Source organism: Polaribacter sp., assembly GCF_039939415.1.
Taxonomy (GTDB): domain Bacteria; phylum Bacteroidota; class Bacteroidia; order Flavobacteriales; family Flavobacteriaceae; genus Polaribacter.
Window position 1 is genome coordinate 70,458 of sequence record NZ_JBDVJE010000011.1, and the last position, 20,605, is coordinate 91,062.

Annotated in this window: 14 protein-coding genes, 1 other RNA gene and 1 riboswitch; of the genes, 6 read left to right on the forward strand and 9 right to left on the reverse strand. The window is 29.6% G+C overall.

Translation table 11 applies throughout. The features are described from left to right. Nucleotides 1-2 precede the first annotated feature (2 nt). The 3 genes from ABJG40_RS01805 (at nucleotide 3) to ABJG40_RS01815 (ending at nucleotide 3,442) form a co-directional block, all read left to right on the forward strand. A complete protein-coding gene (locus ABJG40_RS01805; protein WP_348022871.1) occupies nucleotides 3-815 on the forward strand; it encodes an RDD family protein in 813 nt (270 codons plus the stop codon). Between the two features lie 116 nt (nucleotides 816-931). After that, the gene (locus ABJG40_RS01810; RefSeq protein ID WP_348022872.1) at nucleotides 932-3,031 is read left to right on the forward strand and encodes an elongation factor G; all 2,100 of its coding nucleotides are present in this window, start codon (nucleotides 932-934) and stop codon (nucleotides 3,029-3,031) included. 27 nt (nucleotides 3,032-3,058) lie between these two features. Then, nucleotides 3,059-3,442, forward strand: coding sequence for a hypothetical protein (locus ABJG40_RS01815; RefSeq protein WP_348022873.1), 384 nt, complete (start codon nucleotides 3,059-3,061; stop codon nucleotides 3,440-3,442). 423 nt (nucleotides 3,443-3,865) lie between these two features. Here ABJG40_RS01815 and ABJG40_RS01820 read toward each other — a convergent pair whose 3' ends face one another. The 8 genes from ABJG40_RS01820 to ABJG40_RS01855 form a co-directional block, all read right to left on the reverse strand. Further along, on the reverse strand, nucleotides 3,866-6,133 hold the full coding sequence (locus ABJG40_RS01820) for an aconitate hydratase (RefSeq protein WP_348022874.1): 2,268 nt from the start codon (nucleotides 6,131-6,133) through the stop codon (nucleotides 3,866-3,868). Between the two features lie 177 nt (nucleotides 6,134-6,310). Beyond that, nucleotides 6,311-9,091 (reverse strand): bifunctional aconitate hydratase 2/2-methylisocitrate dehydratase, encoded by a 2,781-nt coding sequence (locus tag ABJG40_RS01825; RefSeq protein ID WP_348022875.1) that lies wholly within the window; start codon nucleotides 9,089-9,091, stop codon nucleotides 6,311-6,313. Between the two features lie 237 nt (nucleotides 9,092-9,328). Further along, nucleotides 9,329-9,631, reverse strand: an RNA gene (gene rnpB, locus ABJG40_RS01830) — RNase P RNA component class A. A gap of 188 nt (nucleotides 9,632-9,819) precedes the next feature. Beyond that, complete coding sequence (gene dnaJ / locus ABJG40_RS01835) at nucleotides 9,820-10,956, reverse strand: molecular chaperone DnaJ (protein WP_348022876.1); 1,137 nt, start codon at nucleotides 10,954-10,956, stop codon at nucleotides 9,820-9,822. Nucleotides 10,957-11,019: 63 nt separating this feature from the next. After that, entirely contained in the window at nucleotides 11,020-11,568 is a 549-nt protein-coding gene (locus tag ABJG40_RS01840) for a nucleotide exchange factor GrpE (RefSeq protein ID WP_348022877.1), read from the reverse strand. A gap of 200 nt (nucleotides 11,569-11,768) precedes the next feature. Further along, a complete protein-coding gene (gene murA / locus ABJG40_RS01845; protein ID WP_348022878.1) occupies nucleotides 11,769-13,079 on the reverse strand; it encodes a UDP-N-acetylglucosamine 1-carboxyvinyltransferase in 1,311 nt (436 codons plus the stop codon). A gap of 3 nt (nucleotides 13,080-13,082) precedes the next feature. Next, nucleotides 13,083-13,742: a DUF4290 domain-containing protein gene (locus tag ABJG40_RS01850; RefSeq protein ID WP_348022879.1), complete on the reverse strand. Its 660-nt coding sequence runs from the start codon at nucleotides 13,740-13,742 to the stop codon at nucleotides 13,083-13,085. Between the two features lie 113 nt (nucleotides 13,743-13,855). After that, entirely contained in the window at nucleotides 13,856-16,177 is a 2,322-nt protein-coding gene (locus ABJG40_RS01855; protein ID WP_348022880.1) for a UvrD-helicase domain-containing protein, read from the reverse strand. A gap of 200 nt (nucleotides 16,178-16,377) precedes the next feature. On the opposite strand from ABJG40_RS01855, the gene ABJG40_RS01860 reads away from it, so the two are divergent. The 3 genes from ABJG40_RS01860 to ABJG40_RS01870 are packed head-to-tail and all read left to right on the forward strand — an operon-like array spanning nucleotide 16,378 to nucleotide 18,266. Further along, nucleotides 16,378-17,031, forward strand: a complete 654-nt coding sequence (locus tag ABJG40_RS01860) for a SatD family protein (RefSeq protein WP_348022881.1) — start codon at nucleotides 16,378-16,380, stop codon at nucleotides 17,029-17,031. 2 nt (nucleotides 17,032-17,033) lie between these two features. Beyond that, entirely contained in the window at nucleotides 17,034-17,753 is a 720-nt protein-coding gene (locus ABJG40_RS01865; RefSeq protein WP_348022882.1) for a DUF3307 domain-containing protein, read from the forward strand. A 3-nt stretch (nucleotides 17,754-17,756) separates the two neighbouring features. Then, nucleotides 17,757-18,266 (forward strand): hypothetical protein, encoded by a 510-nt coding sequence (locus tag ABJG40_RS01870; protein WP_348022883.1) that lies wholly within the window; start codon nucleotides 17,757-17,759, stop codon nucleotides 18,264-18,266. A gap of 55 nt (nucleotides 18,267-18,321) precedes the next feature. On the opposite strand, the gene ABJG40_RS01875 is transcribed toward ABJG40_RS01870, so the two are convergent. Next, a complete protein-coding gene (locus tag ABJG40_RS01875; RefSeq protein WP_348022884.1) occupies nucleotides 18,322-20,268 on the reverse strand; it encodes a TonB-dependent receptor in 1,947 nt (648 codons plus the stop codon). A gap of 82 nt (nucleotides 20,269-20,350) precedes the next feature. Next, nucleotides 20,351-20,572, reverse strand: a riboswitch (cobalamin riboswitch). Nucleotides 20,573-20,605 lie beyond the last annotated feature (33 nt).

Consider the following 20,605-nt stretch of genomic DNA (forward strand, 5'->3'; position numbering starts at 1 on the left):
GCATGAAAAGACTCCAAATAAAAACAGCACAAAATGTAAACATCAATTTTACTCTAGCAAATGTTGGGCAAAGGCTCTTGGCTTTTGGTATAGACAACCTTTTAAAGTTTGCGTATTTGTATTTTGCATTTACTTTTTTAGATTTTAAAATGTTCGAATCTACTCTTGGTGGAGATTCTTGGTCTATACGTGCTATTGATGTTATGATTTTTTTACCAATTACATTTTATTCTTTGTACACAGAGTTGTTGTTAGGTGGGCAAACAGTAGGTAAGAAGCTTCTACAATTAAAGGTTATTAATATTGAAGGTTTTAAACCATCTACAACAGATTTTGTAATTCGTTGGTTTTTACGAGTGGTCGATTTTAATTTATTTATGTTGTTGTTTGTATATATTTCTTCTTTAGGATTAGATAACGAAATTGTTTTGTTGTGGATTTTATTTTTATTTGGAAAAATGATTGGTTTTTTTATGATTCTTTTTACTAAAAATAATCAGCGTTTTGGAGACTTTATAGCCAATACTGTGGTTATTTATTTAAAGGATGATGTAAAGTTTTCGGAAACTATTTTAGAAAATATTTCTAATAAATATGTGCCTACCTATCCAAATGTTATAAAATTGTCTGATAACGATGCTAGAATTATAAAAAACACATATCAAACTGCTATAAAATTTAATGATTATAAAACCTTAATTAAACTACGTTCTAAAATACAAGAAGTAACACAAATTAAGTCTGTTCATAAAAGTGATAAAGAGTTTATTGATATTGTTTTAAAAGATTACAACTTTTATACACAGAACATGTAAAAACTTTGTTAAATTACCTCTATTATATTTATAATTAACTAAAAAACTAACAAAAATCATATTTTTCATAATTTATAGTCTTTAAATTTATAGGGAAATCTTATAAATCTACGAGTATGAAAGTATATGATGATAAACACATTAAAAATGTGGTTTTTGTTGGTGCCCATAATAGTGGAAAAACCACATTAGCAGAAACGATGTTATATGAGGCAGGTATAATTAAAAGGAGGGGGGCTATAGCAACTAAAAACACAGTTTCTGATTATCATGAAATAGAACATGAAAGACAAGCTTCTGTTTTTGCTACACCTTTGCATACTGAGTGGAGAAATTACAAAATAAATATTATTGACACACCTGGTTTAGATGATTTTATTGGAGAAATTATCTCATCAATAAGAGTTTCAGATACTATTGCCACTGTAATTAATGCAAAACATGGTGTAGAAATTGGTACTGAAATTATTTGGAATTATATAGACAAATATCACAAGCCAACACTTTTTGTTGTGAATCAAATAGATCATAAAGATGCTAATTTTGAAAACAGTTTTAACAGCATAAAAGAATTAGTTGGTAACAGTGCAATAAAAATTCAATACCCTTTAATGTTTGATAACAGCCAATGTATTATTGATGTTCTAAAAATGATAATGTACAAATTTAGTTCTGAAGGAGGAAAGCCTGAAAAATTGGAAATTCCACAAGATCAAATTGAGTTGGCAAATCAACTACATAATGAACTTGTGGAAAAAGCCGCAGAAAACGATGAAGAGTTAATGGAACTTTTCTTTGATAAAGGAACATTAAATGAAGATGAAATGAGAACAGGAATTAAAGCAGGAATGTTAAATCATGATGTTTTTCCTGTTTTTTGTGTTTCTGCACTTAATGATATGGGAACAGGACGTTTGATGGGTTTTATAGATAATGTTGCACCTGCAGCTGCAGATTTAAAACTAGAACAAAGTGTTGAAGGAAATGAAATTGTTCGAAATAAAGAAGCAGATGCTGTATTGTTTGTTTTTAAATCTATTTATCAACCTAATTTAGGACAAATTACGTTTTTTAAAGTAAAATCTGGAGAGGTAAATGTAAATGACAAATTAGTTAATTGCAGCAATGGAAAAACAGAAACCATTAATCAATTGTACATTATGGATGGTAAAAATAAAGAAGCTGTTACTAAATTATCTACAGGAGATCTTGGTGCAACTACCAAATTGAAATTTACAGAAACCAATGATACTTTAGCTTCTAAAGAAATGGGGTATACAATAAAACCAATTCAATATCCAGATGCAAGAGTTACCAAAGCTGTATTTGTAGAAAATATAAAAGAAGAAGAAAAATTAAGTGAAGCATTAAAACGTTTACAAATTCAAGATCCAACAATTGTGGTTTCTTATTCTAATGAAACAAAAGAAACGTTATTAGGTTGCCAAGGAGAATTGCATTTAGCAACTATACATTGGAATTTAGAAAATATTTACGGAGTAAAAGCAGGCTTTAAAAAACCTAAAATTCAATATAGAGAAACCATACAACGTTCTGCTTCTGCAAATTACAGACATAAAAAACAATCTGGAGGTTCTGGTCAGTTTGCGCAAGTACATCTTAAAATAGAACCTTGGTATAGAGATATGGCAGAACCAGAAGGTTTTAATATTAGGGGCAAAGAAGAAATAGATTTAGATTGGGGAGGAAAATTAGTATTCTATAATTGTATAGTAGGAGGAGCAATAGACACACGTTATTTACCATCTGTTGTAAAAGGAATTTTAGAAGTTATGGAATCTGGCCCGTTAACCAATTCTTTTGCTATAGATATAAGAGTTATGTTATATGATGGTAAAATGCATTCTGTAGATTCTAATGATATCTCTTTTAAAATAGCAACTGCACATGCTTTTAAAGAAGCATTTTTAAACGCAAATCCAAAATTATTAGAACCAACTAGAGAAATTTCTGTAAAAGTACCTGAACAAATGGTGGGTAATGTTATAACAGAAGTGCAAGCTCGTAGATCTATGATTTTAGGGATAGAAACACAAGATAATTATCAGGTATTAAAATGTATTACACCTGCAGCAGAATTATTTGGTTTTTCTACAGTATTAAGGTCTATAACACAAGGAAAAGCAACATTTAGTTCAAAATTTTCTACCTACCAAACTGTACCTAACAATGTTCAGAAAGAATTAGTATTATAAATAAATGTTTAATTTAAAAAAAAGAATATGCAAACCAAAGTATCACATTTAAGCGATTTAAAGTTTAATTTAGAAACATGGAAAAGAGAATTACGTTTTCATTTTGATGAAATGGATACGTTTGAAGATAAACTAGAAGAAATTGCAGCAAGAGAGTATAATAAAGATGCATCTATGCAACTAGAACAATTTCAAAATAGAATTCTTATAGAAAAGGATGCTATTTCTAAGTTGAAACATCGTTGTAAAAATAAAATTTCAAATCTTAATAAAGTAACATTTGAAACGCAGTTAGATATGAAATATCATAGCGAACATAGTCCTTTAATGGAAGATATGCGCACTTATATAAAAATGCATTATGAATTGAAAGAGGAAATGATGACTTTCTTTTTAAATTGGTTAGAGTAAGCAATTATTTACAAAAACTACATTCATTCAAAAGAGTGTAGTTTTTTGCAAATTCTATTTAACATAATATAAATTATAGTACAAATATACAGTAATTTCTGTACAGCCGTATTTCAGGCTATTTACACATAATTGTAGATATAGTGCCTTTAGGTCTATATTGTTAACAATTATGTTAAAAGAAATTACGGCTAATTAACTTGTTGTAGGATTATTTGATAGCTATAACTCTCTATTTGTTAAATATCCCATAAAGTCTTGAACATACAATAAACATTGTTATTGGGGTATTTTAAAATTCGTCAACAAGAATCAATAACAATTTCGTAGAATCTCGTATTTAGAAATCCTATAAAAACAACCCCAAATAGTGTCTAACTTTTTAAGGCACTCTAATTTCTTCTGTAGTTCAAAATTTAAAAATTAAGCGTTTTCTTTTTTAATTAAGTTTAAAGCTGAACCTTCATTATACCATTCTATTTGACCTTGATTATATGTATGGTTTGTAATAATGATATCTTTACTTCCATCTTTATGAACTGCTTCAATTTTTAAGGTTTTTCCAGGAGCAAATTCATTTAAATCTAAGAAATTGAAAGTATCATCTTCTTCAATTAAATCGTAATCTGTCTCATTTGCAAAGGTTAAACCTAACATTCCTTGTTTTTTTAAATTTGTTTCATGAATTCTTGCAAAAGATTTAACTAAAACTGCAACGACACCTAAATGTCTTGGTTGCATTGCAGCGTGTTCTCTAGAAGAGCCCTCTCCATAATTATGATCACCTACTACAATTGTTTTAATTCCAGCTTTTTTATATTCTCTTTGTGTTGCAGGAACATCGCCATACTCTCCTGTTAATTGATTTTTAACAAAATTTGTTTTTTTATTAAAAGCATTCACAGCACCTATTAAGGTGTTGTTAGCAATATTATCTAAATGTCCTCTATATCTCAACCAAGGCCCAGCCATAGAAATATGATCTGTAGTACATTTTCCAAATGCTTTAATTAATAATTTTGCTCCTATAATTGAGTTTCCTAAAGGTTTAAATGGTTCTAATAATTGTAATCTTTTAGAATCTTTTTTAACAGCAATCTGTACATTACTTCCATCTTTTTCTGGTGCTAAATAACCATCATCCTTTACTTCAAAACCTTTTGGTGGCAATTCCCAACCTGTTGGTTCATCCAACATTACTTCATCACCATTTTTATTAATTAAAGAATCCTTAATTGGATTAAAATCTAAACGTCCAGCTATAGTTACTGCTGCCACCATTTCTGGTGAAGCAACAAAAGCATGTGTGTTAGGATTTCCATCCGCTCGTTTTGCAAAATTTCTATTAAAGGAGTGTATTATAGAGTTTTTGGGTGCATTTGCAGGATCACTATAACGTGCCCATTGACCAATACATGGTCCACACGCATTTGTAAAAATTGTTGCATCTAAATTTTCAAAAATCCCTATAATGCCATCTCTATCTGCTGTATATCTTACTTTTTCTGAACCAGGGTTAATTCCAAACTCTGCTTTTATACCTAAATTTTTATCGATAGCTTGTTGCGCAATTGATGAAGCTCTAGATAAATCTTCATAAGAAGAGTTTGTACAAGAACCAATTAATCCCCATTCAACTTTTAATGGCCAACCATTATCATTCGCTGCTTTTGTCATATCAGCTCCAGCTTTTGTAGATAAATCTGGAGTAAAAGGCCCGTTTAATAAAGGGCTTAATTCTGATAAATCAATTTCAATTACTTGATCAAAATATTGTTCTGGGTTTTCATACACTTCAGGATCACCTGTTAAATAATCTTTTACTTCATTTGCAGCATCTGCAACATCACTTCTATCTGTAGCACGTAAATAACGTTCCATAGACTCATCATAACCAAAAGTTGATGTGGTAGCACCTATTTCTGCTCCCATGTTACAAATTGTACCTTTACCGGTACAAGACATAGAGATAGCTCCTTCTCCAAAATATTCTACAATTGCACCTGTTCCTCCTTTTGCAGAAACAATACCAGCAACTTTTAAAATAACATCTTTTGGAGCTGTCCAACCAGAAAGTTTTCCTGTTAACTTAACACCTATTAATTTGGGAAATTTTAATTCCCAAGGCATACCTGCCATTACATCTACAGCATCTGCACCACCAACACCAATAGCAACCATACCTAATCCTCCTGCATTTACTGTATGAGAATCTGTACCAATCATCATTCCACCAGGAAAAGCATAATTTTCTAAAACTACTTGATGAATAATTCCTGCTCCTGGTTTCCAAAAACCTAATCCGTATTTATTTGAAACAGATTCTAAGAAGTTAAACACCTCATTACTTGTATTTAAAGCAGATTGTAAATCTATACTTGCTCCATTTTTAGCTTGTATTAAATGATCACAATGAGTTGTAGTAGGTACTGCAACTTTAGTTTTGCCTGCTTGCATAAATTGCAACAATGCCATTTGTGCAGTTGCATCTTGTAAAGCAATTCTATCTGGTGCAAAATCAACATAATCTTTTCCTCTCACAAAAGCTTTAGAAGGAATTTTATTCCATAAATGAGAATACAAAATTTTCTCAGCTAATGTTAATGGTTTATTAGTAATATTACGAGCTGCATCCACATGTTTAATAACATTAGAATACACTTTTTTTATCATATCAATATCAAAAGCCATATTATTATATTTTAAGGATTCATTAATAATCTCAATATACAAAATATATAAATAGTCTGAAAATGGTTTTTTATGATGATATTATAAGAATAATTTATAGAACAAATATTATATAATATAAAAAAAACTCTAACCATTAGATTAGAGTTTTAAAATTATAAAAATGTATGATTTTTTTTAACTAACCAATTGTTTTTGTGATGGTTTAAATTTAGTTAAAACAATACCTTCAACTGCAGCTTGATATTCTTCTATTGTAGGAGTTCTCCCTAAAATAGTTGATAAAACAACTACTGGTGTAGATGATAATAATGATTCTCCTTTTTTCTCACCTGTGTCCTTTACAACTCTTCCTTGAAATAAACGTGTAGAAGTAGCCATTACAGTATCTCCTGGTTCTGCTTTTTCTTGGTTACCCATACATAAATTACAACCTGGACGCTCTAAATATAACATATTCTCATATTTAGTACGAGCTGATCCTTTAGGATCACTATCATCAAACTCAAATCCTGAATATTTTTGTAATACATCCCAGTCTCCTTCTGCTTTTAACTCGTCTACAATGTTATATGTTGGTGGAGCAACTACTAAAGGTGCTTTAAACTCAACCTTACCTTGTTGTGCTTCAATGTTCTTTAACATTTGAGCTAAAATTTGCATATCTCCTTTATGAATCATACATGATCCAATAAACCCTAAATCTACTTGTTTAGTTCCACCGTAATATGATAATGGACGAATGTTATCATGGGTATAACGCTTAGATACATCTTCATTATTTACATCTGGATCAGCAATCATTGGTTCTACAATCTTATCTAAATCAATAACAACTTCTGCATAGTATTTAGCATCTGAGTCTGGCTTTAATGCAGATTTAGTTCCTGTTTTAATTTCTATTATTCTATCATTTGCCTTATCAACTAATCCTTTTAAATCTTGTTTAGGATTATCCATTCCTTTATCAATCATAATTTGAATACGATCTCTAGAAATTTCTAATGATTCGATTAAAGTATCATCTTCTGAAATACAGATAGATGCTTTTGCTTTCATCTCAGCAGTCCAATCTGTAAATGTAAATGCTTGATCTGAAGTTAAGGTACCAATATGTACTTCAATAATTTTTCCTTGGAAAACATTTTCTCCTTCAAACTGATTTAACATCTGCTCTTGAGTAGCATGCACCACATCACGGAAATCCATATAAGATTTCATTTCTCCTTTAAAAGTAACCTTTACCGATTCTGGAATTGGCATGGTAGCTTCACCTGTAGCTAATGCTAAAGCAACTGTTCCTGAATCCGCTCCAAAAGCTACACCTTTTGCCATACGTGTATGTGAATCTCCACCTATAATTACATCCCAATCATCAACTGCAATATCATTTAATACTTTATGAATTACATCTGTCATTGCATGATATTGACCTTTAGGATCACGAGCAGTAACTAATCCGAAATCATTCATAAACTTCATTAATCTTGGAATGTTAGCTTTAGATTTATCATCCCACACAGATGCTGTATGACATCCTGATTGGTAACCACAATCTACAATTGGAGAAATCACTGTAGCCGCCATCATTTCTAACTCTTGAGAAGTCATTAAACCTGTAGTATCTTGAGAACCTACAATATTTACTTCTACTCTAACATTAGAACCAGCATGTAAAGTTTTACCAGGTGTAGTTCCTACTGCATTTCTGTTAAAAATTTTCTCAACAGCAGTTAAACCTTGTCCTTCTATAGAAACTTCTTTAGAAGCAGCATATACTTGAGGAACATCGATACCTAAAATTTTACAAGCAAATGTTTGTAATTTTTTACCAAAAACAACAGCGTAAGAACCTCCTGCTTTAATAAATTCCATTTTTGGAGGTGTTAAAGCTGTAGAAATATCTTTTAACGCTGTAGTCCCGTTATATAATTTTTTCTCTTTTGTATTAATTGTAAGCACAGTACCTGTAGCTACAGAGTACTCTTCTTTTAAGATAGCTTCTCCATCTTCATCAACGATAGTATTTCCGTCAGCATCTTTTTGCTTTACCCAGTTTTTTAAATCGATACCAATACCACCAGTTACTCCAACCGTAGTTAAGAAAATTGGTGCGATACCATTAGTACCAGCAATAACTGGAGCTATATTAATAAATGGTACATAAGGACTTGAAGAAATACCTGTCCATAATGCAACGTTATTTACACCAGACATTCTTGATGATCCAACTCCCATAGTTCCTTTATCAGCAATTAACATCACACGTTTATCAGGGTGTTCTGCCTTTAACGCTAATAATTCTTTTTGCATTTGTTTATTATGTTCGAACATACATTGACCATGTAACTCACGATCTGATCTTGAATGTGCATCTGCTCCAGGAGATAATAAATCTGTAGAAATGTCTCCAATACCTGCAACAAAAGTTACAATTTCTATTTCTTCTTCAACGTCTGGTAATTTTGTGAAAAATTCTGCTTGAGCATAACTTTCAATTAATTCTTTAGATATTGGACATCCTTTTTTATATGCATCTTCTAATCTTTCTATATCTGCCTCATATAAGAATACTTGAGTTTTTAACACTTCTGCAGCTTGCTTAGCAATTTCAATGTCTTTACCTAGTAAAATTAAATCGAGTAATGCTTCAATAGAAGGTCCTCCTTTCATATGAGATAATTGCTCAAAAGCAAAAGCTGGACTAATTTCTTTTAATGTAAATTCTCCTAAAATTATTTCTTTTAAAAACTTAGCCTTAACACCTGCAGCACTAGTAGTACCTGGTAAAATATTATAAATAAAGAAATTAAGAGATGCATCTCTATATTCATTATTTACATCTTTAATTTGTTCGATTAAAGCACTTGTTAATTCAGCACCATCGATTGGTTGTGGATGAAGTCCTTGACCTTTTCGATCTTCTATCTGCTTAAGGTAATCTTTATAAATACTCATGAAAGAAATGTTTAATTACAGTAATAATTTTTAATTATTATAAATGTAAAAATCTATACTGTATATAGTTTTTGTTAATTTTAGTGAAGCAAAACTACATTTTTTATCTTAATCTTAAAAGATAAATAATAGATTGCTCTAATTAATGAATAAAAAAAAGTTATTTAAAAAAACATTGTCTTTTAATCAAGGAAATGAGTATTTTTTATAGTAATAATGAAAAATTCATAAAAAAATAGAAAATGCAGATTAATAAGCCGAATTCTGTTCCTAATAAAGGTTCTTATCATTTATCTAGTTCTAAAATTACTCTTAGAATCTATCTGCCTACCCTTTAGAATTGAGCGAGTAGCTCTCAAGTTCTAATATACATGGCATTGCACCTCATAGAGTTTACCTGGTTTCACTACAGCCTAACTGTACTTGCTTTCTGTTGCACTTGTCCTCAACTCTCGTTGGACGGATGTTATCCGCTATGATACTCTTTGGTGTCCGGACTTTCCTACTTATAAAAATAAGTCGATAAGATAAATCTGCGTTTTCTATATTATACTTTTTATATCTTAAATCATAAAAAAAACCCACTCATAAATGAGTGGGAAAAATTGCTATGAAAAAGAAAAAGTGTTACTGATAAATCAGCAACGTTGCAAATATATATTAAAAAGCCTTATAAAAAAATAATTCTATAAAAAAATGATATTTTTTTAAAAAATATTAATATATCTTTAAGAGAACATGTCTTTTACCTTTTCAAAAAATGATTTATCTGATGTATTAGGACTAGGTTTAAAGTTATCGTTGTTAGACATTTTTTCAAAGAATTGTTTTTGTTCTTTATTTATTTCTTGAGGTGTCCAAACATTTATATGAATTAAGAAATCTCCTGTACCATAGCGTTCTATACTTGGCAAACCTTTTCCTTTTAGTCTTAAAATTTTACCAGATTGGGTGCCAGAATCTATTTTTATTTTTACTTTTCCTGTAACTGTTTCGACTTCTTTACTAGTTCCTAAAACTGCTTCAGAAAAATTAATATACAAATCATAATGAATATTAGTTCCTTCTCTTTTTAAAGTATCGTGTTGTATTTCTTCAATTAAAACTAATAAATCTCCAGCTATAGAATTCTTACCTGGAGCTTCATTTCCTTTTCCTCCTACTTTTAATTGAACTCCTTCTGTTACACCTGCAGGAATATTTATAGAAACAGTTTCTTCTTTAGTTATTAACCCTTGAGCATCTGCGCCATTTGGTTTACTACTAATAATTTCTCCTGCACCAGAACACGTTCCGCAAGTAGTAGCTGTTTGCATTCTACCAAGAATTGTGTTGGTTACTCGCATTTGTTGACCAGAGCCATTACATGTTGGACATGTTTTATACGTTACACCATCTGCTTGAACTTTTCTTCTAACTTTTACTTTTTTCTCAACACCTTTGGCAATTTCTTCTAAAGTAAGTTTTACACGAATTCGCATATTACTTCCTTTAACTCTAGCTTGACGTTGGCCTCCACCACCGCCAAATCCGCCAAAACCGCCACCGAAACCACCTCCTCCAAAGATGTCTCCAAACTGGCTGAATATGTCATCCATATTCATACCACCTCCACCAAAACCACCTCCACCTTGAGGTCCATCAAAAGCAGCATGACCATATTGATCATAACGTGCTTTTTTATTTTCATCACTTAAAACTTCATAAGCTTCTGCAGCTTTTTTAAAGTTTTCTTCTGCAGTTTTATCATTAGGATTTTTATCTGGGTGGTATTTAATAGCCATTTTTCTATATGCCTTCTTAATTTCTGATTGAGAAGCCGATTTAGAAATACCTAAAATTTCGTAAAAGTCTTGTTTTGCCATCTTTTATTTCAATTATCAATTATCATTAATTAATGGTAATTGTAGATTGTTGATTGTTATTATTTATTGTCCTATTACCACTTTTGGGTAACGAATTATTTTATCTCCTAATTTGTATCCTTTTTCTACACAATCTATAATTTTACCTTTTAAATCATCTGTTGGTGCAGGAATTTGTGTTATTGCTTCATGAATTTCAGCGTCAAAAGTATCTCCTTGTTTTGTTTCTATTTTAGACAATCCTTTTTGCTCTAAGGTGTTATAAAATTTGTTATAAATTAATAGTACTCCTTTTCTTAATTCTTCTGCTTCTTTGTCTTCTTCTATATGTGACAAAGCACGTTCAAAATCATCAATCACTGGCAGTAAAGATGTCATTACTTCTTGTCCTGCTGTTTTAAATAACTCTACTCTTTCTCTTGATGTTCTTTTTTTATAGTTTTCGAATTCTGCAAAAAGACGTAAAAACTTATCTTTTTCTGCTTGAATTAATTCTTCTGCTGTTGGTTCTTCTTTTGCAACCTCTGCTTCAACTTCCTGATTTTCTTCAACTTGAACAGTTTCTTGTTCGTTTATAATTTCTTCGTCTTTTATATTTTCTTTCTTACTCATTATCTTGTAATCGTTAAATTGTCTACAATTTATTGTCAAAAATGTTGCCAATAAAAAAATAGTGTCAGATTGACACTATTTTTTAAAATTTATATTTTAGCTAGTAAATAGGTTTAGCCCCGATTGAAACGGCATCCTTTTTTGAGGTACGAAAAAAAGATATAGTGAAAAGCGGGAAATAGCTTCTTAAAAATTGTTTTTTAATTTTCTATTCTTTCAATTTTTGCTCCAATAGATTTTAAACGAGCTTCTATGTTTTCGTAACCTCTATCTATTTGTTCAATATTATTAATAATACTTGTTCCATTTGCGGAAAGTGCTGCAATTAATAAAGAAATACCTGCTCTAATATCTGGAGAGGTCATTTTTGTTGCTTTTAATTGAGATTTAAAATCGTGCCCAATTACGGTTGCTCTGTGTGGATCGCACAAGATAACTTTAGCTCCCATATCTATTAATTTATCTACAAAAAACAGGCGACTTTCGAACATTTTTTGATGTATTAAAACGGTTCCTTTTGCTTGGGTAGCAATTACCAAAACGATACTTAGTAAATCTGGAGTAAACCCAGGCCAAGGTGCGTCTGCAACTGTTAAAACAGAACCATCTATGTAATTTTGAATTTCGTAAGATTCTTGTTCTGGAATGTAAATATCATCTCCTTTTTTTTCTAAAGTAATTCCTAATTTTCTAAATACATTTGGTATTTGTCCAAGGTTTTCCCAAGAGACATTTTTAATTGTTAATTCTGAACGTGTCATAACAGCAACTCCAATCCATGATCCAATTTCAATCATATCTGGTAAAACTGTGTGTTGACAACCTCCAAGAGAATCTACTCCTTCTATAATTAATAAGTTAGAACCAACTCCTGAAATTTTTGCTCCCATAGAATTCAACATTTTTGATAATTGTTGAATATAAGGTTCGCAAGCTGCATTGTAAATTTTTGTTGTTCCTGTTGCTAAAACAGCAGCCATAATAATATTTGCAGTTCCTGTAACAGAAGCTTCATCTAACAACATGTCTACTCCTTGTAATTTTTCTGCTTCTACTCCGTAAAAATGTTCTTCTTTATTATAACGAAATTTTGCACCAAGTCTAATAAATCCTTCAAAGTGAGTATCTAAACGTCTTCGACCTATTTTATCTCCTCCTGGACGTGGAATATATCCTCTACCAAAACGTGCTAACAATGGACCAACTATCATAATTGAGCCACGTAATGAGCTACCATCTCTTTTAAAATCTGCTGATTCTAAATATTCTAAATTGACGTTATCTGCTTGAAAAGCGTAAGAATTACTAGCTAGTTTTTCAACTTTTACTCCTAATTCTCCAAGAATAAAAATTAATTTATTTACATCAATAATATCTGGAACATTATTAACTACTACTCTTTCTGGAGTTAATAGAACTGCACAAAGTATTTGCAATACTTCATTTTTTGCTCCTTGTGGAGTAATGGTTCCATTTAATTTATGTCCTCCTTCAATTTTAAATGATGCCATATACTAATATCTTTTTCTGTTTTTAGTTTTATTTTGATGATTATGGTGTGGCTTTTTGTGATTTTTAGAATGATTCTGACCTTGGGAATTTCTTTTTCTAAGTAAGTTTTTACTTTCAGAAAGTTTTTCTTCAGAATTTCTTAAATCTAATTTTCCATCAGATAAATCAAATAAATGATTAAAAATGACAACATCATCTACAGTATCTTTATTCCAGTTTAAATAACATTTTTTCATGTGATTTGCGATGGTAAATACTAAAGCTTCTTTCTTATCTCCTTCTTCCCATGATAAGGCAATATCTATCATTGTTTGTATATTGTTACCATAATAACGATATCTTGAGGCTGATTTTGGGTAAGCTAAACCTTCTGGTTTTTCTTGTAATTCTTCTTTAGAAGGTTGTGGATAAGGAGATTCTACTTCTAATTTAAAATCTGCCATTATATAAAGTTGATCCCAAAGTTTGTGCTTAAAATCGGGGACATCTCTTAAATGGGGTTGTAAATTACCCATAACATCTACAATGGCTTTTGCCATTTTATCTCTTTCTTCTTTAGTTTCTAATGCTACACAATGATCTACTAATTTCTGTATATGTCTGCCGTATTCTGGTATAATCATTAACGGTCTTTCTGAATTGTATTCTAAATCGAATGTCATCTATTTATTTTTGTGAAGTTTCTTGAATTTTAAAAGACAAGAATTAACTATTTTTTTGTTGAAGTTATTAAACGTTGCAAAATAACGATTTATTTTTTGTTTTTAAAAAATTCTTATCCAATGACTTTTAATTTAGCAAATTGTAACAATAATTTCTTTTTACCAACAGTACCAAATTTAATTTCTGCTTTTTTATTAGGTCCATTTCCTTCTAAAGCAATTACTTCTCCACTACCAAATCTGTTATGTTCTACGATATTACCTACTATAATATTGCCATCAAATAAATTTGCTTTTGAGCTTGCTTGAGATACTTTTTTTAAGTTTTTAGGAATGATAATTTCTTTTTTCTTAATTAAATCTCGCTCCATTTTTTTACGCTGAATCGGTTTTTGAAAACGAATTCCTTTTGGAGCATCATCAAAAATACTTTTGTCTATAAAGTTATTTACAGCTCTTTCTGGTGCTTTTGGAGTTATATAATATAAATATTTATCGTCTATTTCTTCTAAAAACCTACTTGGTTCTGCATCAACTAATTTACCCCATCTATAACGTGTTTGTGCATATGTTAAATAAGCTACTTTTTCTGCTCTAGTTAAAGCCACATAAAACAATCTGCGTTCTTCTTCTAGCTCACTTCTTGTGTTCATACTCATGGCAGAAGGAAATAAATTTTCTTCTAAACCAACAACATAAACATACAAATATTCTAAACCTTTAGATTGATGAATTGTCATTAAAGAAACACTTGGTTTTTCGTCATCTTTTTTGGCATCAAAATCTGTAGCTAAAGCAACGTCTTCTAAAAATGTAGTTAAAGAAGCATCTGCTCCTTCTTCAATTTTATCGGTAATAAAATCTTTAATTCCATTTAATAATTCTTGAACGTTTTCTACTTTACTAACAGCTTCTGGTGTACCATCTTTTTCTAAATCTTTTATTAAAAGAGTCTTTTTTACAACTGTTTCTGCAATTTCAAATGCATTTTTTGTTTGCGATTCTATTTGCAAACTTTGCATCATATTCATAAAATTCTGAAGCTTATTTTTTGTCCCAGAATTAATTTTTAAATCAATTTTATCAATATATTTTAAAATATCGAACATTGATTTTTTATAATGATTTGCTGCTATTGTTAATTTATCTATAGTTGTTGCACCAATTCCGCGAGCAGGATAATTGATAATTCTTTTTAACGCTTCTTCATCATTTGGATTGATAAGAATACGTAAATAAGACAAAACATCTTTAATTTCTTTTCTTTGATAAAAAGAGATTCCACCATAAATTTTATAATCTATTCCTTTTTTTCGTAAAGCATCTTCAATGGCTCTTGACTGCGAATTTGTTCTGTATAATACACAAAAATCATCTGGTGTTAATTGATGATTCATTTGGTTTTCCCAAATAGATTGAGCTACAAAACGACCTTCTTCTCCATCAGAAATAGTACGCATTACATTTATAGCTTCTCCAGGATCATTAGACGTCCAAACTTCTTTATCTAATTTTGTTTTATTTTTTTCGATTACCGAATTTGCTGCATTTACAATATTACTTGTTGATCGATAATTTTGTTCTAATTTAAAGGTTTTTACATCTGGATAATCCTTCTGAAAATTTAATATATTTTGAATATTTGCTCCCCTAAAACTATAAATACTCTGAGAATCATCACCAACCACACAAATGTTTTGAAAACGATCTGCTAACGCTTTTACTATTAAATACTGTGAGTGATTTGTATCTTGATACTCATCAACCATAATATACCTAAAACGGTCTTGATATTTTGCCAAAGATTCTGGAAAACGAACTAATAATTCATTTGTTCTTAGCAATAAATCATCAAAATCCATTGCGCCAGACTTAAAACATCTATCTACATATTCTTTGTAAATATTACCTACTTCTGGTCTACTTGCATGTAAATCTGCCTCTTGTAAATCAGAATTATTAAAATAAGCTCTAACTGTTATTAAACTGTTTTTAAAAGAAGAAATTCTACCTAAAATCTGTTTTGCTTTATACTGTTCTTTATTTAGATTTTTTTCTTTTATGATTGCAGATATTAAACGAACTGAGTCTTGCGTATCATAAATAGTAAAGTTCGTTGGAAAACCCAATTTATCTGCTTCTGAACGCAAAATTCTAGCAAAAACTGAATGAAAAGTTCCCATCCAAAGATTTTTAGCTTCACTAGTACCTACAACACCTGCAATTCTTTCTTTCATTTCTCTTGCTGCTTTGTTAGTAAAAGTTAGCGATAGAATATTAAAAGCATCTACACCTTGTTGCATTAAATGTGCAATTCTATATGTTAGCACGCGTGTTTTTCCTGATCCTGCACCTGCAATAATAATCATTGGTCCATCTTTTTGTACAACAGCTTGCTTTTGTGCTTCGTTTAAAGAGTTTAAGTAAGTATTCAATAGTTTATTTTGAAAATATTTAAAAATGTGAATTTAGCCAAACTATTCGTTTTTATAAAAGAAGATGAACAGTTTTTATTCACAAGTTATACATCAATATTTTATTTAATTATCTGCCTATAAACAGATAAACAAACATATCTGCTTATAGGCAGATAATTTAAAATATCTGCTTACAGACAGATAATTTTGTTTTTATAATGAATAAACTATATATTAGCAGAAAAATTACAATTATAATGACCAGTATTTTAACAGGCGATATTATCAACTCTAGAAAAAATGATGATCATTTTTGGATGGAGAGTTTAAAAGAAATTTTAAATTCTTTTGGTAAAACTCCTAAAACTTGGCAAATCTACAGAGGTGATAGTTTTCAACTAGAAATTGAAAATTATGAAAATGCTTTTTATGCTGCTCTAAAAATAAAATCTCATTTAAAATCTACAGAAAATATTGATGTTAGAATTGGGATAGGAATTGGTAAAAAAGAGTTTAGTTATGATAAGGTTACTGAATCTAATGGAGAAGCATTTATAAACTCTGGCTTTGCTTTTGACAATTATTTAAAAAAACAAAATATAGCCATAAAAACACCTTGGCAAGAAATTGATGAAGAATTAAATATTGCATTTGATTTGGCCTTATTAACAATGGATTCTTGGACAAAAAATTCTGCAGAAGTTTTTAAACTCTCTTTAGCTTCTGAGAACATTACACAAAAAGAAATTGCTGCTATTTTAGGTATTACACAAGGAAGAGTGAGTGAAAGACAAAAACGATCTGGTTTTGACCCCATTATGAAGCTAGAAAAGCGTTTTAGAAAATTAATTCAACAAAAAACAAACGTATAATTATGTTATTATTCTTAAAAATTTTGTTGGCACATATTTTAGGTGATTTTGTTTTTCAGTCAGAAAAATGGGTAAAAAACAAAGAAAAAAAGAAAATAAAATCTTTAAAATTATACTTTCATATTGGTGTTCACGCAATACTATTACTATTTGTACTTCAATTTAATATAACAGAATACTGGTTAGGATTTTTACTAATTATAACCTCACATTATATAATTGATATATTAAAACTCTATCTTCAAGAGAAGAAAACGAAGCGAATTTGGTTTTTTATAGATCAATTATTGCATATTTTAAGTTTATTTTTAATAACATCAATTTATAAAAATATAACTATTTCATTTGATGAAATTATCACTGAAAACAACTTACTTCTTATAATATTTTTGCTCTTAATTGTTTTTGTTTCATCAATAATTATCAAAATAATAATTACACAATGGAATCCTGAAAGTAAAAAAGAAAATGATGATTCTTTAGCAAAAGCAGGACGCTATATAGGAATTTTAGAACGCCTATTTGTATTTACTTTTGTAATTACAAATCATTGGGAAGCTATTGGTTTTTTATTAGCCGCAAAATCTGTTTTTAGGTTTGGAGATTTAACTTCATCAAAAGACAGAAAATTAACTGAATATATTTTAATTGGTACTTTATTAAGTTTTGGATTGGCAATCTTTTTAGGAGTTCTATATTTGTATGTATTAAATTTACTCTAATTTATGGAAGAATTATTAGAAAGTATTGCTTATATTTTACCTGCAGCAGTAACAGGTTTTGTTGCCTATTATATGTTTAACGGATTTATAAAACAGCAAAATTCTGAAAAGAAACTGATACTTTTATCAGAAAGAAAAAAGAATTCTTTGCCTATTAAATTACAAGCTTATGAACGCTTAATGTTGTTTTGTGAAAGAATAAACCCAGTTAAATTATTGGTAAGAGTAAAACCTGTTTCAGAAAACACCAATGATTATTTACAACTTTTAATTGCAAGTATAGAGCAAGAATTTGAACATAATCTGGTACAACAAATTTATATTTCTAACGACTCTTGGACGGCAATTTTAGCAACTAAAAATACAATTATTAACAAATTAAAAGAAGTAGCAGAAACCGCTAAATCTGCAAATGATTTAAGAGAAAATGTTATTTTAGAATACTCTAAAACACTGCCACCAACAGATACTGCAATAGCCTTTATTAAAAATGAAGTAAAAAAATTATTATAAAAAAAGGCTCCTAAATTGGAGCCTTTTAATTTTTAATTATAAGAATTAATTCATTTTAAAACTGAAGCCTTACTCCTACTTTAAAGTTTCTTCCACGTGTAGAAAACCCTAAAATATCATCATAATCTTCATTTAAAAGATTTGTAACTGATCCAAAAAATGTAACTGTTTCATATAATAATTTATAATTTGCAGTAAAGTCTAAAACTTGGTAACTTGCTAAAATTACATCTTCTCCTGCAGTTCCAAAAGAACCCCACCTATCAAAAATTGTTCTTTCACCAACATTTCTATATGTTAAATTAAAAAACGAATTCTCTAAAGCAGTAATATCTATACCTGCAACAATTTTATTTGCTGGTATATAATCATTAAAATCTTCTGTTTGATCTTTATCTACATATGTATAAGAAGCATTTAATGTTAAAAATCTTAAGGGTGTAATTTTAGTGTTTACTTCTATTCCATTGGCATCAGAAGAACCATTTCCGTACTTAAAAGTAGTGTTATCATAAATAATTGCATCTTCTTCTTTTCTATTAAAATAAACAGCATCTAAATGCAACCAATCTTGATAATCAGCTTCAAAACCAGCTTCAAATGTTTTATTAGATTCTGGTTTTAAATCAATATTTCCTGCAAAACCATCATATAATTGATACAAACTTGGTGCAATAAAAGAAGTACTATATGAAGTTAATAACTTTACAGAAGCATTTTCTTCTTTTAAAACTGCATATGCTAAGTTTCCATCATAAACAACATGATTTCCATATACATTATGAATATTTAAACGTCCTCCAACATTTGCACTCAAACCATAATCAGAAATATAAACAACACTTGCATAAGGATCAATTGTATTAAAATTAGCAACCTCTTTATCAATTGTTGCAAAAGGAGTTTCTGTTTGATTAGAATGTTCTTGATAATTTACACCCGTAATCAACTGAAATTTAGTGGAAAAATTATATTTATTAACTAAATCTAAATTTAAGCTTCTACCATTAAATTTATAGTTATCTAAGGTTCCTCCCCAAGAATTATATTGATTTATATTTCTTTTAACCTCATTTACAGAAGCCAACAAATACATTTGTCCTTTGTTGTATTTATAACTTGGTTTAATTCCGATTCTAAATTGATGTTGATCACCTGTATTTACATCACTATCTGTGTAGGCACCAGTATCAAAACCATAATTAAATTCATCATAATTTAAAAACGTTTCTACAGAGATGTTATCATTAAAATTATATCCTAATTTTACCAATGCATTTTTACTGTAATAAGAATCTGTTTCAAAAATTGAAGAAGATGTACTCTTTGCAGAAGACATACCATCTATACCAGTAATACTAAAAGAACCTAAAAATTTTACAGAACCTAATGTACCATTTAAATTTAAATTCTGATTTTTATCAGACAAACCACTTCCTGTAACATTTGCTGTATTATTTGTACCAAAACTCGTTTCAAAAGATCCAGATAATTTATCTGTTGCAGATTTCTTTAAAATTATATTAATTACTGCAGAGGCTGCTCCTGAACCATATAAAGTTGATGATCCTCCCTTTAAAATTTCTATAGATTCTATTTGACTTACTGCTAATAAACGTAAATCGAATTCTTGATTAATTGCAGACTGATCTGTAACTGGCACTCCATCAATTAAAACCAAAACCTGTCTACTTCTACCTCCTCTAATATTAATACTTTTAGGCTCACTAGCATTTGCGTTTACACCTCTAACATCAATACCAGCAACAGTATTTAATATTTCAATTACATTTTTCCCTGCATTTTGTTGCAATTCTTTTTGAGTAATTTTGTGAATTACTTTACCTGTATTTTCTTTTTTTAACTTAAATTTTGTTGCTGTTATAACAACTTCGTTAAGGGTTTCTACTCTTTCTTTTTGCGTTTCTTTCTTTTGTGCAAAAAGATTTGTGCTGACAAAACTACATGCCAAAACACCAACAATTACTAATTGTTTTTTCATTTTTAATAAATTTGATTTACAATAAATCAGGTAAATTTTGTGTACAAATAAAGATTAGTACATAAACTTTTATCCCGAAAGTTTTTAACTCGTGATTTTTGGCAGGTTTCCTGACTTGCGTCTTATAACAAACCTTCCCATTCTTTATTCTAAAAATATTTTCAGAAATTAAAACAGTGGTTAAAGAATTAGTTACAAGCTTAGTAGCTTACAGTTGCGGGAACAGTTCTGGAATTTAACCAGATTCCCTTTTAATTTGAAGTAAAATGACTTCTACATCAAAACCAAAATCTATGCAAATATATATGCATTCTTATTAACAATCTAATAAAAACGT

Coding starts and splice junctions, on each gene's coding strand:
- ABJG40_RS01805 (WP_348022871.1), top strand. CDS start 3: ATGAAAAGACTCCAAATAAAAACAGCACAAAATGTAAACATCAATTTT.
- ABJG40_RS01810 (WP_348022872.1), top strand. CDS start 932: ATGAAAGTATATGATGATAAACACATTAAAAATGTGGTTTTTGTTGGT.
- ABJG40_RS01815 (WP_348022873.1), top strand. CDS start 3,059: ATGCAAACCAAAGTATCACATTTAAGCGATTTAAAGTTTAATTTAGAA.
- ABJG40_RS01820 (WP_348022874.1), bottom strand. CDS start 6,133: ATGGCTTTTGATATTGATATGATAAAAAAAGTGTATTCTAATGTTATT.
- ABJG40_RS01825 (WP_348022875.1), bottom strand. CDS start 9,091: ATGAGTATTTATAAAGATTACCTTAAGCAGATAGAAGATCGAAAAGGT.
- dnaJ (WP_348022876.1), bottom strand. CDS start 10,956: ATGGCAAAACAAGACTTTTACGAAATTTTAGGTATTTCTAAATCGGCT.
- ABJG40_RS01840 (WP_348022877.1), bottom strand. CDS start 11,568: ATGAGTAAGAAAGAAAATATAAAAGACGAAGAAATTATAAACGAACAA.
- murA (WP_348022878.1), bottom strand. CDS start 13,079: ATGGCATCATTTAAAATTGAAGGAGGACATAAATTAAATGGAACCATT.
- ABJG40_RS01850 (WP_348022879.1), bottom strand. CDS start 13,742: ATGACATTCGATTTAGAATACAATTCAGAAAGACCGTTAATGATTATA.
- ABJG40_RS01860 (WP_348022881.1), top strand. CDS start 16,378: ATGAATAAACTATATATTAGCAGAAAAATTACAATTATAATGACCAGT.
- ABJG40_RS01865 (WP_348022882.1), top strand. CDS start 17,034: ATGTTATTATTCTTAAAAATTTTGTTGGCACATATTTTAGGTGATTTT.
- ABJG40_RS01870 (WP_348022883.1), top strand. CDS start 17,757: ATGGAAGAATTATTAGAAAGTATTGCTTATATTTTACCTGCAGCAGTA.
- ABJG40_RS01875 (WP_348022884.1), bottom strand. CDS start 20,268: ATGAAAAAACAATTAGTAATTGTTGGTGTTTTGGCATGTAGTTTTGTC.